Annotated in this window: 8 protein-coding genes and 2 rRNA genes; 3 read left to right on the top strand and 7 right to left on the bottom strand. The window is 63.6% G+C overall.

The window, feature by feature from the left end:
* The first annotated feature begins 123 nt into the window (after nt 1-123).
* Nucleotides 124-1,332, top strand: a complete 1,209-nt coding sequence (locus QX204_RS04260) for a L,D-transpeptidase (protein WP_301905261.1) — start codon at nt 124-126, stop codon at nt 1,330-1,332.
* A complete protein-coding gene (locus tag QX204_RS04255) occupies nt 1,296-2,918 on the top strand; it encodes an LCP family protein (protein WP_301905260.1) in 1,623 nt (540 codons plus the stop codon). The genes QX204_RS04260 and QX204_RS04255 overlap by 37 nt, the downstream gene beginning before the upstream one ends.
* 51 nt (nt 2,919-2,969) lie before the next feature.
* On the opposite strand, the gene fadD32 is transcribed toward QX204_RS04255, so the two are convergent.
* Together fadD32 and QX204_RS04245 are read right to left on the bottom strand one after the other, a co-directional pair.
* Entirely contained in the window at nt 2,970-4,850 is a 1,881-nt protein-coding gene (fadD32, locus tag QX204_RS04250) for a long-chain-fatty-acid--AMP ligase FadD32 (RefSeq protein ID WP_301907904.1), read from the bottom strand.
* 58 nt (nt 4,851-4,908) lie between these two features.
* Nucleotides 4,909-6,129 (bottom strand): KasA/KasB family beta-ketoacyl-ACP synthase, encoded by a 1,221-nt coding sequence (locus tag QX204_RS04245; protein ID WP_301905259.1) that lies wholly within the window; start codon nt 6,127-6,129, stop codon nt 4,909-4,911.
* Between the two features lie 227 nt (nt 6,130-6,356).
* Here QX204_RS04245 and QX204_RS04240 point away from each other — a divergent pair, with 227 nt between their 5' ends.
* Complete coding sequence (locus QX204_RS04240; RefSeq protein ID WP_301905258.1) at nt 6,357-7,349, top strand: acyl-ACP desaturase; 993 nt, start codon at nt 6,357-6,359, stop codon at nt 7,347-7,349.
* A gap of 18 nt (nt 7,350-7,367) precedes the next feature.
* Here the strand turns inward: QX204_RS04240 and QX204_RS04235 are convergent, their stop codons facing one another.
* The 5 genes from QX204_RS04235 to QX204_RS04215 all read right to left on the bottom strand — a co-directional run bounded on the left by QX204_RS04235 (nt 7,368) and on the right by QX204_RS04215 (nt 13,809).
* Complete coding sequence (locus QX204_RS04235) at nt 7,368-8,660, bottom strand: sensor domain-containing diguanylate cyclase (protein WP_301905257.1); 1,293 nt, start codon at nt 8,658-8,660, stop codon at nt 7,368-7,370.
* A gap of 35 nt (nt 8,661-8,695) precedes the next feature.
* Entirely contained in the window at nt 8,696-9,505 is an 810-nt protein-coding gene (locus tag QX204_RS04230; RefSeq protein WP_301905256.1) for an SAM-dependent methyltransferase, read from the bottom strand.
* Between the two features lie 138 nt (nt 9,506-9,643).
* Nucleotides 9,644-10,297, bottom strand: coding sequence for a YdcF family protein (locus QX204_RS04225; RefSeq protein WP_301905255.1), 654 nt, complete (start codon nt 10,295-10,297; stop codon nt 9,644-9,646).
* A 122-nt stretch (nt 10,298-10,419) separates the two neighbouring features.
* Nucleotides 10,420-10,536 (bottom strand): 5S ribosomal RNA (rrf, locus tag QX204_RS04220).
* Between the two features lie 136 nt (nt 10,537-10,672).
* Nucleotides 10,673-13,809: ribosomal RNA gene (locus QX204_RS04215) — 23S ribosomal RNA — on the bottom strand.
* Between the last annotated feature and the right edge of the window lie 186 nt (nt 13,810-13,995).

Raw genomic sequence — 13,995 nt, 5'->3', positions numbered from 1 at the left:
AGCTACGCTGGTTGGCGCTATCGCTTCACGCCCGCCGGCCGCACGCGGCCGGGTCGCCCAGTGAGGAGAGATCGGGGTCGAGGTCAGCTGCGGAGCTGAGCGGCGCCGAGCACAGGAGAGCGCATGTCAGGACGACGTTTTCGCGCAGGCCTCGCCGCCGCGCTCATGGTGCTGGTCGCGGCCTGCGGTAGCTCGCCCACCGACTCCGAGCCCGAATCCGCCGCCCCACCGCCACCGGCGATCTCGGTCGCGCCGGTCGACGGCGCGACCGAGTTCGATCCGCTCGCTCCGGTCCGGGTCAGCACCAGCGACGGGCAACTCACCGCGGTCACGATGACCAACGAGCAGGGCGGCGCGGTCGAGGGCATCCTCACCCCCGACCAGTCGGCCTGGAAGCCGTCGGAACCGCTCGGCTACGGCCACACCTACACGGTCACGGCCGAGGCGGTCACCGTCACCGGCCGGGTCGGGCCGATCACCTCGTCGTTCACCACCTTGGCGCCCAACAACCAGACCAAGGTCTATTTCCGAACCACCGGCGGTACAGAACTCTCCCCGGCGAGCACCTTCGGCGTCGGCACCGTCGTCGTCGCGCACTTCGACGAGGACGTGCCCGATCGCGCGACGGCAGAGAAGTACCTGTCGGTCACCACCGACCCGCCCGTCACCGGCTCCTGGTACTGGCTCGACAATCGCAACGCCCATTGGCGCCCCGCGAACTACTACGCGCCGGGAACGAAAGTCACACTCGCCGCCGACATCTACGGCAAGGACCTCGGCGGCGGTCTCTACGGCCAGGAAGACACCAGGACCAGCTTCACCATCGGCCCCTCGCACGTCTCGATCGTCGACGACAACGACAAGCAGGTGCAGGTGTACGAGAACGGCACGCTGATCAAGACGATGCCGACCTCACTGGGCATGGGCGGCAGCCAGACCGTCGCGGGCAAGACCATCACCTTCTGGACCCAGCCGGGGGTCTACACCGTGATGGACAAGGCGAACCCGGTGATCATGGATTCCTCCACCTACGGCCTGCCGGTGAACTCGCGGCTCGGCTACAAGGAGTCCATCGGCTGGGCGACCAGGATCAGCACCGACGGCATCTACCTGCACCAACTCGACGACACAATCTGGGCGCAGGGCAACACCAACGTCTCACATGGCTGTCTCAATCTCAGCGGCGAGAACGCGCGCTGGTTCTACGATTTCTCCCGACCCGGCGACGTGGTCGACATCAGGAACACCGGCGGCGCCCCGCTCGAGGTGTGGCAGAACGGCGACTGGAGTGTGCCGTGGGAACAGTGGCAGGCAGGCAGCGCACTGCGGTGAACGGGGACAACGCATTCCCGGTGGGGGCGCCCCGCGAACCGACGAGGCGCGGGCCACAGCGCGTCGGCAGTCGCATCGCCGACCACCGCGCGCCCCGGCGTGGGCGCGCCCGCCGCGCCGGATTGATCCTGACCAGGATGCTCGTGGCGACGACCGCGCTGGCCGTGCTCGCGGGCACCGGCCTCGCCTGGTCGGCCAAGCAGGACTTCGATTCCGGCTTCACCCATTCCACCGCGATCGGTGAGGATGCTCCGCGTTCGGGCGGCGGCGCCGTCAACATCCTGTTGATCGGCTTGGACACCCGCAAAGACCTCAACGGCAACGACCTACCGAAGGAGATTCTCGACCAGTTGCACGCCGGTGACGGCACCGAGGGCGGCTACAACGCGAATTCGCTGATCCTGCTCCACATTCCGGCCGACGTGAGCAAGGTCGTCGCCTTCTCCATCCCGCGCGACGACTACGTTGCGGTGACCGGTATCCCCGGGTACCAGCAGATCAAGATCAAAGAGGCGTACGGCCTGAAAAAGGCCGCGGTGCAGGCGAAGTTGATCGAGCAGGGCGAGAAGGATCCGGTGGTGCTGGAGCGTCGCGGCCGCGAGGCCGGACGCGCGTCCATCGTCACCACCGTCCGCAATCTCGTCGGCGTGCCGATCGACCGGTTCGCCGAGATCTCCCTCGCGGGCTTCTACGACCTGGCCACCGCGGTCGACGGCGTCGACGTCTGCCTCAACCACGCCGTCGACGACAGCGAGTTCTCCGGTGCGGTCTTCCCCGCAGGCAGACAGCATCTCAACGGTTCGCAGGCCCTCGCGTTCGTTCGTCAACGCCACGGTCTGCTCAACGGCGACCTCGATCGCACCCACCGCCAGCAGGCGTTTCTCACCTCGGTCGCCAAGTCGCTCAAAGACTCGGGAACGCTCACCAACCTGAGCAAGCTCTCGGCGCTGATGGATGTGGCGCACCGCGATGTGGTGCTCTCCGACGGCTGGAATCTGTTCGACTTCGCCCGCGACCTCGGCGCCGCCGGGTCGGTGCCGGTGGAGTTCCACACGCTGCCGGTGCTGCGCTACGACGTGATCGACGGTCAGGACGTGAACATTGTCGACCCGGCCGCGATCAAACGCGAGGTCCGGGCCGCTTTCGGCCAGGAAGTACCGAAAACCTCGACCGCGGCCGCGATTCCGACGAGCGTGGTGGATGTGCACAATGTGGGCTCGGCGAACGGTCAGGCCGCGGCGCTCTCGGCCGCACTGACAACCCGCGGCTACGGTGCGGGCGTGCTCGGCAACGGTGACTCGAGCGACGGTCCGTATTCGGCCATCACCTACGGCCTCGGCGCCGAAGACGACGCTCGCGCACTGGCGGAACTCCTCGGTGGACTACCGGTGTCCGCGTCGCCGTCGGTGGAGGACGGGCGGGTCCGGATCGCCCTCGGCGCCGACTTCACCCTGCCCACCGAGCTGAGCCCCTCCACATCGACGACCACGGCCCCGACCACCACGACATCTGGATCGACGCCGCTGCCCGACGCGGGGAAACCGCTGTCCACCAATATCGACAGCACCATCCCCTGCGTCAACTGAGTTGCCCGGTGACACGTTCGGCCACCGGAATGTCCAGTGGCCGAACGGTTCTCAATCCTCCGGCGCGTCCGGATATGCCTGCTGCCGGTATCCACCGCGCAGCGTGCCGTCCAGATACGCGGCCTTGCAGGCTCGTCGGGCGATCTTGCCGCTCGACGTCCGCGGAATCGACCCCGCGGGCACCAGCAACAGATCCCGCACCATCACCCCGTGCCTGCGCGCGATGGCCGCACGCACCGCGTCCGTGATCGGCCCCGGCTCGAGTTTCGCCGCGCCCGTGCCTCTTTCGGCGACGATCACCAATTGCTCCGCCGCCGGATCGGACACGGTCCCGGCCTCGAGCACCGGCGCGGGCAGTTGGCCAGCCTGCACCGAGAAGGCCGCGATGAATCCGGGCCGCAGGGCGGTACTGGCTTCCTGCGCCGAGTACTCGAGATCCTGCGGATAGTGGTTGCGCCCGTCGACGATCACCAAATCCTTCACGCGACCGGTGATGAACAGCTCGCCGCCGTGATAGGCGCCGTAGTCGCCGGTCCGCATCCACTTCGCGTCATCGGGCGCACCCTCGGCGCGACTACCGACCGGCATGCGCGCGATCACCCGGTTGTGGAAGGTTTCCTCGGTCTCCTCCGGCCGCCCCCAGTACCCGATGCCCATATTGTCACCGTGCAACCAGATCTCGCCGACCTCGCCGTCGCGGCGCTCGATCCCGGTAGCGGGATCGACGATCACCGCCCACTGCGACCGCGCGACGTGTCCACACGACACCTGCGCCACCGCGTTCGGGGCATGCTCGTCGCACTCCACCATCCGGCCGTCGTTCAGCTGGCCACGATCGACATAGACCACCCGCGCCTCGTCATCGCGCTTGGTCGCCGAGACGAACAGCGTTGCCTCGGCCATCCCGTAGCACGGCTTGATCGCGGTCTTGGACAGCCCGTACGGCGCGAAGGCCTCGTTGAACTTGCGCATAGAGGCCACCGACACGGGCTCACTGCCGTTGATCAGGCCGATCACATTCGACAGGTCGAGGCTCTCATCACCCTTGGGCAACCCGCGCATCGCCGCATGTTCGAAGGCGAAATTCGGTGCCGCAGAATAGATTTCGGCGCCGTCGGCCTGTGCGGCCAGTTCCTTGATCCAGCGCGCGGGCCTGCGCACGAACGCGCTCGGCGACATGATGGTGATGAACTTGCCGCCGATGGTCGGCAGGATCACCGTGAGCAACCCCATGTCGTGGAACAGCGGCAGCCAGGTGACCCCGCGCGCGTTCTCCGTGATCCCGATGGCATCGATCATCTGCAGCAGGTTGGTCCCCACCGAGCGGTGGGTGATCTCGACACCGGCGGGCACCCGAGTGGATCCCGAGGTGTACTGCAGGTAGGCCACGCTGTCGATATTGATATCCGGCCTGCGCCAACGCGTGCCGACGGTGTCGGGAATCGCCTCGACCGCGATGATTCTCGGCCGTTGCGCGGCGGGCTGTTCGCGGAAGAAGTTGCGCACCCCCGCGGCCGCGCTGCCGACGGTGAGCACCGCGGCGGGTTCGCAGTCGCCGAGGACGGCATGCAGCCGGTCGCTGTGGCCCTGCTCCTCCGGATCGAACAGTGGCACAGCCACATTCCCCGCGTACACCGCCGCGAACAGCGCGACGACGTAGTCCAGCCCCTGCGGCGCCAGCACCGCCACCCGGTCACCGGGTTTTGTCACCTGCTGCAGTCGCGCGGCCACCGCGCGCAGCCGCACGCCGAATTCGCGCCAGGTCAGTTCCTGGTATTCCCCCTCACGTTCGGTGGAGTAGTCGATGAAGCGGTAGGCCAGGTCGTCCCCGTTGGCCTCGCTGTGTTTGTCGACGAAGTCGATCAAGGTCTGATCGCCGGGAATCCGGATAGTCCCCAGTTCGTCTACATAGTCGTCGAAAGTCTCGCCGATCATTCCCAATCCTTTTCAACGCACATTGACTCCGAACCCGCCACGGATAGGCGAATCGTCAATACCGCCCGAACGAGATCGCCACGTTGTGACCGCCGAAACCGAAGGAGTTGTTCACCGCGTAATCGATGCGACCGCGCCGCGCCTGACCGGAAACGACGTCCAAATCGATAGCGGGGTCCTGATTGTCCAGATTCAGGGTCGGCGGAACGATACTGTCGCGCACACTGAGCACGGTCAGTACCGATTCCAGCGCACCGACCGCGCCGATCGAATGCCCGAGTGCCGATTTCGGCGCGTACACCGAGGCGTGTGAGCCGATGGCCTTGGCGATCGCATTGGCCTCGGCGGTGTCGCCGATCGGGGTCGCGGTGGCGTGGGCATTGATGTGCGTGACGTCGGTGCGGCTGATCCCGCCGGTCTCCATCGCCCGCGTCATCGCCCGCGCGGCGCCGGTGCCCTCGGGATCCGGTGCGACGAGGTGGAATCCGTCGGAGGTGACGCCGGCGCCGAGCAGGCGCGCGTGGATCGTCGCGCCACGCGCCTTGGCGTGTTCCTCGGTCTCGATCACCATCATCGCGCCCGCCTCGCCGAAGACGAACCCGTCGCGGTCCGCGTCGAAGGGACGCGAGGCCGCCTTGGGATCGTCGTTGCGGGTACTCATGGCCCGCATCTGCGTGAACGCCGCGATCGGCACCGCCTGGATGGAGCCCTCGACACCACCGGTGACCACCATGTCGGCATCGCCCATCATGATCATCCGCCACGCGTTCGCGATGGCCTCCGAGCCCGACGAGCAGGCCGAGACGGGAGTGGAAACCCCCGCGCGCGCACCCAATTCGATGCCGACGCAGGCCGCGGGGCCGTTGGGCATGATGGCCTGCACGGTGAGCGGGGAGACCTTGCGGTAGCCGCCGTTGCGGAGCCGGTCGCGGGCGTAGATCAGCGATTCCGCGCCGCCGAGGCCGGTGCCGATCGAGACGCCGAGCCGGTCGCGGTCCACTTCGGGACTGCCCGCGTTGCGCCACACCTCGCGGCCGAGGACCACCGCCATCTGTTCGACGTAGGACAGTTTGCGCGCCTCTTCGCGGGTGAGCGAGAAGGTGGGCGACACTTTCAGGTGGCCGCCGATTCGCACCGGAAGTTCGAAGTCGTCGATGAAGGAATCTTCCAAGACGTCGATTCCGCTCTCGCCGTTGAGCAGACCTTTCCAGGTCGAGTCGACGTCGCCCGCGATCGACGTGGTCGCCGCCAGGCTCGTGACCACGATGTCCGTCATAATTTTTCGCTCACTCTCTCTAGCTATGCCACGACTGAACGGGAACCGCTGATGGAGCTGAACTGGTGGAGCGTATATGCACACGACGCGACGCGCCCAAATTCCGAACAGTGCCGAGGAGCACCGTGTCGTTTCCAGGCGCGATGCGCCGGGTCTATTGTGACGACGGGCAACACTACCGGACCGACGCAACTCTCGCTTTTCACTAACCGGAAAGGGCAACGAGCGTGGCCAGGAACCTGACCCAACTGGAACTACTGATCGAGCTGGAACCCATCGCCGCGAGCAATGTGAACCGCCATCTTTCGATGGCCAAGGACTGGCATCCGCACGATTATGTGCCGTGGGACCACGGCCGCAACTTCGCGGCCCTTGGCGGAATCGATTGGGACCCAGAACAATCCGCCCTCAGCGAACTAGCCAAGGCGGCGATGGTCACCAACCTGCTCACCGAGGACAACCTGCCCTCCTACCACCGTGAGATCGCCGAGAACTTCTCCAAGGACGGCGCCTGGGGCACCTGGGTGGGCCGCTGGACCGCCGAGGAGAACCGGCACGGGATCGTCCTGCGCGACTACCTCGTAGTGACCCGTGGAGTCGACCCGGTGGCGCTCGAGCAGGCACGAATGATCCACATGACCAACGGCTATTCGGCGATGGCCGTCGTGGACGACAAGGCCCCGGGCTTCGACATCCACACCTCGACCGGTGCCGGATTCTTGTTCTCCGTCGCCTATGTGACCTTCCAGGAACTGGCCACCAGGGTCAGTCACCGCAATACCGGTCGCGTCTGCGACGATCCGATCGCCGACCGCATGCTCGCCCGCATCGCCGCCGACGAGAACCTGCACATGATCTTCTACCGCAACCTGTGCGCCGCCTCGCTCGACCTGGCCCCCGACCAGACCATCGAGGCGATCAACACCATCGTGCAGAACTTCCAGATGCCCGGCGCCGGCATGCCGGGCTGGCGGCGCAACGGCGTGCTGATGGCCAAGCACGGCATCTACGACCTGCGCCAGCATCTGGAAGAAGTTCTGATGCCGGTGTTGCGCAAGTGGGAGATCTTCGAGCGCAACGATTTCGGCCCGCGCGGCGAGCGCGCACGCGAGGATCTGGCGGCATTCCTCGAGCGACTGCGCGAGGACGTGCTGCGCTTCGAGGAACAGCGGGATCGCTCACTCGCGCGGGCGGCCGAGCGTCAGCGCGAAACGGTCTGAACGGATCCGGCCCGGCCGCTACCGGGCCGGATCGCGGCGCGCGTCGTTCTTGTTGCGATACATCGCCGAGTCGGCCGCGTGCACCAATTCGTCTACGGCACCGGGCAATTGCTCGAAGAAGGCGACCCCGATGCTGGCTCCGACGGCGAGCATGTGTCCGTCCACCGCCAGCGGCTCGGTCAGGGCGGTCAGCAACTCGTCGGCCAGCTGCGCCAATTGTGCTTCACCGGAACAGTTTTCGACCAGCACGAGGAACTCGTCACCGCCGATGCGGGCGGCGAACGCGGCGGCCGGGCGCACCGCGTCGCGCATCCGATCGGCCACGACCTGGAGCACACGGTCCCCGATCGTGTGTCCCCACAGGTCGTTGATCTCCTTGAAGCCGTCCAGGTCGAGGTAGCAGACCCCGATCGGGGATGTCGCGTCGGCGAGTCTGTTGAACAGGTGCGGGCGATTCGGTAGGCCGGTGAGCGCGTCGTGATTGGCGTCGTGCCACAGGCGGTCGGCGAGCTCCTTGCGCTCGGTGACATCGACCGCGACGCCGATCAAGAACTCGATACCGCCGTCGGTGCCGCGCACCGCCGACATCGACAGGTCGATCGTGGTGACCCGGCCGTCGGTGTGCAGGTGCTCGGTCTCGGTGCGGAAGCTCTCGGACTCGCCCGCGACCATGCGCTGGAGTTGTTCGAACGCGAAGTTCAGGTTATGCGGGCCGAGGATTTCGGCCACGGTCCGGCCAGGCATCGTCTCCGGGGTCCGGCCGAGCATCTGAGCCATGGTGGCATTGCAGTTCACCACCTGACCGGACATGTCGACGGTGCCGATACCGACGAGAGCGCCGTCGAAAACCGCCTCGAAACGCGCTTCCGACAGCGCTCGGCGGTTCTCGGCTTCCTGCGCCGCGGCGAGCACGGCGGCCAGCGTGGCCTCCTGCTCGGCCAGCGCGGCGGCCCGCAGCGCCGCGGTGAAGCCTGCCGCGAAGTCGGCGGCCAAGCGGATCGCCCGGTCGCGGATCCACGGCAGCGCGGGGTCTGCTGGACCCTCGGAGGCGATCTCGACCAGATCGGCGCACATCACCGGTACCGAACGGCTGACCGCCGCCGGATCACGGTAGTTGGCGGCGACCAGCATCCGAGCGGCCCGGCGCGCGATATCGGGATCGTCCCCGCCGCGCGCCGCGTCGATCAGACCGGTACAGAGGGCGGCCAGCATCTCCTCGATCTGCGAGCGGTTGAGGGTAGGAGCTACAACGCCGTCGAGGGCATCCGCCCACCGCTGCGCCAGCTCCCACGACCCCACTGCTTCATCCACCTGTCATCGTCTATCGCCCCGCCATGTCAGGCGGTCTACTTCTTGATCGCGACTCCACCCAGGCCGAGCGAACGGCCGGGCTTCTCGTGCTGGTCGCGCTCGGACTCGGGCCGCCACAGCGGCAGCTCGACAACGCCGGGCTCGACCGAGTCCCATCCCTCGAACAGGGCGACGATCTGATCCTTGGACCGGAAATGAATTCCGACCTTGGACTGGTTCACCGAGTGCGTACCCAGTTTACCGGCGTCATCAGGCCGAAGCTCCGACGTGAGATGTGAAATGGCTATGAAACTACCCGGTACCACCGCTTCCCGCAGCGCGGTCACCTTACTGACCGGGTCGTCGACGTCGGGCACCAGATGCAACACCGCGATCAGCAGCAGTCCCACCGGCTCGTCGAAGTCGATCAGCCCGGTCTCGCGCACGGCCTCGATCAAATCGCCGGATTTGCGCAAGTCGGCCTCGATCGCGCCCGCGCGCTCGTTGCCCTGCAGGATCGTTCGCGAATGGGCGACCGCCACCGGGTCGATGTCGACATAGAGCACCCGAGCCTCCGGGTCGAGCTCGTGCACGATCTCGTGCACATTGCCCGCGGTGGGGATACCCGACCCGATGTCGAGGAACTGCCGGATACCCGAGTCGAGCATGAAACGGACAGCACGGCGCAGGAACGCGCGATTGCTCAGCGCCAGCCGAGGCAGATCGGGGACAAGCTTGATCGCAGTCTCCGCGGCATCCCGGTCGACGGCGAAATTGTGCGAACCACCGAGCAAGGCGTCGTACATCCGAGCCGGGCTCGGATACTGCATGTCGACACCCTCCGGCGCCCACAGTGGCCTGTCCATCGAAATCCCCTATCTGCCAACACCGACAGCGCCATCGCAACCCGCGATGGCGCCAGTCGCATAGTAAACGGCGTCACCGACATCGGCGCGACCTATCGGTTAGCGGGGGTCACTTACTACTTCTCTGTGCCGTAGGCGTTACTTCTCCGTGCCATACGGCTGGGCCCACAGGGGGGCTACGTCCGGTGTCATCGTGGCGACTACCGGGACGCCGGCGGCCAGGAAATTGTCCAGGGCTCGACGCATATGGTCGGCGGAGGTGATCAGGACGGCCTTGTGCGCGCCGAGGGCTTCCATCATGCGCGCCGAGAACTCCGCGTTCTGCACTGTGGAACCGGCCTCGGTCTCGGCGTGCAGCCGGTGCCCGGCGATGCCGCGAACATTGAGCCAGTCGGCCATCACCTGAGCCTCGGTGACACCGTTGCGCGGGTTTCCGCCGGTGACGATCACCGGAGACTCGGGTGACATGTAGGCCTGAATCAGGGCCGCGTGCAAGCGATTACCCAATTCGGCCCGCATCGTGCCGTCGGGCAGCAGCCCATATCCGAGCACCACGATCGCCGTCTCGGGCCCGTAGGTGGCGGGCAGCTCGATGCCCGCGATGCCTGCGATCGAATCGACAACCCCGATCAGCGGGTCAGGCGCGGCGGCGCCGGCGGGCGCGGTGGCGACGATCGTCGCGATCAGCGCGGCGGGCAGCACCAGCGCGGCCGCGCCACGACACAGAGTCCGATGAGTGCAGAACCAGTCCATGGTGACCTCCCGAAGAGACGTCGCATCATCGTCGCTCACCGGGAGTTCGAGCATGGAGGTTTTCTGAAATGTTGATGATTCGGATTGCGATCCTCCACCCAAGGGCATCCGGGAACGCAAAAAGGCCCCCAACCAATGGTTGAGGGCCTTTCGCAATGATGTTCCGGCAGTGTCCTACTCTCCCACACCCTGTCGAGTGCAGTACCATCGGCGCAGGTGGCCTTAGCTTCCGGGTTCGGAATGGGACCGGGCGTTTCCCCACCGCTATAACTACCGTAACTCTATGAAACTGTCACACAGAGAGCCACCACCAGAAACCCAAACCCTCCCTCACGGGAAGACCTGGACAACCAGTCGTTGTCTCCATGATCTGTGTGCTGTTTCAGAAACCGCACAGTGGACGCGTAACACCTTCGTAGTAAGCCCTCGGCCTATTAGTACCAGTCACCTACACCAGTTACCTGGCTTCCAATTCTGGCCTATCAACCCCATGGTCTGTAGGGGGCCTTAACCCATCAAGTGGGAGAGAAACCTCATCTTGGAACAGGCTTCCCGCTTAGATGCTTTCAGCGGTTATCCCTTCCGAACGTAGCCAACCAGCAGTGCTCCTGGCGGAACAACTGGCACACCAGAGGTTCGTCCGTCCCGGTCCTCTCGTACTAGGGACAGCCTTCCTCAAGTTTCTTACGCGCGCGGCGGATAGAGACCGAACTGTCTCACGACGTTCTAAACCCAGCTCGCGTGCCGCTTTAATGGGCGAACAGCCCAACCCTTGGGACCTACTCCAGCCCCAGGATGCGACGAGCCGACATCGAGGTGCCAAACCATCCCGTCGATATGGACTCTTGGGGAAGATCAGCCTGTTATCCCCGGGGTACCTTTTATCCGTTGAGCGACACCGCTTCCACTTGCCGGTGCCGGATCACTAGTCCCGACTTTCGTCCCTGCTCGACCTGTCAGTCTCACAGTCAAGCTCCCTTGTGCACTTGCACTCAACACCTGATTGCCAACCAGGCTGAGGGAACCTTTGGGCGCCTCCGTTACATTTTGGGAGGCAACCGCCCCAGTTAAACTACCCACCAGGCACTGTCCCTGAACCAGATCATGGTCCGAGGTTAGAAGTCCAATACGATCAGAGTGGTATTTCAACGACGACTCCACAAACACTAGCGTGCCCGCTTCACAGTCTCCCACCTATCCTACACAAACCGTACCGAACACCAATACCAAGCTATAGTGAAGGTCCCGGGGTCTTTTCGTCCTGCCGCGCGTAACGAGCATCTTTACTCGTAATGCAATTTCGCCGAGTCTGTGGTTGAGACAGCAGAGAAGTCGTTACGCCATTCGTGCAGGTCGGAACTTACCCGACAAGGAATTTCGCTACCTTAGGATGGTTATAGTTACCACCGCCGTTTACCGGGGCTTAAATTCTCAGCTTCGCGGATAAATCCGCTAACCGGTCCTCTTAACCTTCCGGCACCGGGCAGGCGTCAGTCCGTATACATCGTCTTACGACTTCGCACGGACCTGTGTTTTTAGTAAACAGTCGCTTCTCTCTGGTCTCTGCGACCCCACCCAGCTCCAACCGCAAGGGTTATCACCGGGCGTGGTCCCCCTTCTCCCGAAGTTACGGGGGCATTTTGCCGAGTTCCTTAACCACAGTTCTCTCGATCGCCTTAGTATTCTCTACCTGACCACCTGTGTCGGTTTGGGGTACGGGCCGTGTACCAGCTCGCTAGAGGCTTTTCTCGGCAGCATAGGATCACTGAATTCCCCTCAACGGGTACGCATCACCTCTCAGGCTATATGAGACACGGATTTGCCTATGTCTCGCCCTACAGGCTTACACCAGGACTTCCATCACCTGGCCCAGCTACCTTCCTGCGTCACCCCATCGCTTACCTACTACAGCGAAGGTCCTGTGCAGCCGTCATCCCTCTCGCCCGAAGGCTCGATAAGACAACATTTGGACAGTTAGTACCACTGATTCAGCATTGGGCGCGGATACACGGGTACGGGAATATCAACCCGTTGTCCATCGACTACGCCTGTCGGCCTCGCCTTAGGTCCCGACTCACCCTGGGCGGATTAACCTGGCCCAGGAACCCTTGGTCATTCGGCGGACGAGTTTCTCACTCGTCTTTCGCTACTCATGCCTGCATTCTCACTCCCGTGGCCTCCACAGCTAGTTCACACTGCTGCTTCCACGGCCACAGGACGCTCCCCTACCCATCCCAGCACCTGGCCCAACCCCAAAGGATTGGACGGGCTATTGCTGAAATGCCGCGGCTTCGGCGGTGTACTTGAGCCCCGCTACATTGTCGGCGCAGGATCACTTGACCAGTGAGCTATTACGCACTCTTTCAAGGGTGGCTGCTTCTAAGCCAACCTCCTGGTTGTCTAAGCGACCCCACATCCTTTTCCACTTAGTACACGCTTAGGGGCCTTAGCCGGCGATCTGGGCTGTTTCCCTCTCGACTACGAAGCTTATCCCCCGCAGTCTCACTGCCACGCTCTCACACACCGGCATTCGGAGTTTGGCTGACTTCGGTAAGCTTGTAGGCCCCCTAGGCCATCCAGTAGCTCTACCTCCGATGTGAAACACGTGACGCTGCACCTAAATGCATTTCGGGGAGAACCAGCTATCACGGAGTTTGATTGGCCTTTCACCCCTACCCACAGCTCATCCCCTCAGTTTTCAACCTAAGTGGGTTCGGGCCTCCACGACGTCTTACCGTCGCTTCACCCTGGCCATGGGTAGATCACTCCGCTTCGGGTCCATAATGTGCGACTAAAGTTTCGCCCTATTCAGACTCGCTTTCGCTACGGCTACCCCTCGACGGGTTAACCTCGCCACACACCGATGACTCGCAGGCTCATTCTTCAAAAGGCACGCCATCACCCCACACATCCGAAGATGGAAGGCTTTGACGGATTGTAAGCGCACGGTTTCAGGTACTATTTCACTCCCCTCCCGGGGTACTTTTCACCTTTCCCTCACGGTACTAGTCCGCTATCGGTCACCAGGGAGTATTCAGGCTTACCGGGTGGTCCCGGCAGATTCACAGCAGATTTCACGGGCCCGCTGCTACTCGGGAGACATCCACAACAGCCAAGAAGTTTTCGTTTACCGGACTATCACCGTCTATGGCAGGCCGTTCCAGACCACTTCAACTAACCACTTGGTTTCTTACTGTTGCCCTGATCGGCAGATCAGAGAAGAATGTTCCCACTACCCCAGCTAGACAACGACTGCCGTCTATCACATCTAACTGGTTTAGCCTCATCCGCTTTCGCTCGCCACTACTCACGGAATCACTGTTGTTTTCTCTTCCTGTGGGTACTGAGATGTTTCACTTCCCCACGTTCCCTCCACACACCCTATATATTCAGATGCGGGTAACACGACATCACTCGTGCTGGGTTTCCCCATTCGGAAATCCTCGGATCTCAGCTCGGTTGACAGCTCCCCGAGGCTTATCGCAGCCTCCTACGTCCTTCATCGGCTCCTGGTGCCAAGGCATCCACCGTACGCTCTTAAACACTTACTAACAAAGATGCTCGCGTCCACTGTGCAGTTCTCAAACAACACACCCGAAGTGACCTCATACCCGGACCAACTCGGCGTTACCGCCGGCGGTATCTAGGAAGATCTCTCCAGATCGTTTGTTTTGCCATGAAAAAACACTTCGCGTGTTCTTTCAGGACCCAATAGTGTGTCGGTATACCCATCGCGA

It is taken from the genome of Nocardia sp. PE-7, from assembly GCF_030486425.1.
GTDB classification, from domain to species: Bacteria; Actinomycetota; Actinomycetes; order Mycobacteriales; family Mycobacteriaceae; genus Nocardia; species Nocardia salmonicida_A.
This window is presented reverse-complemented; position numbering and strand designations above follow the sequence as displayed.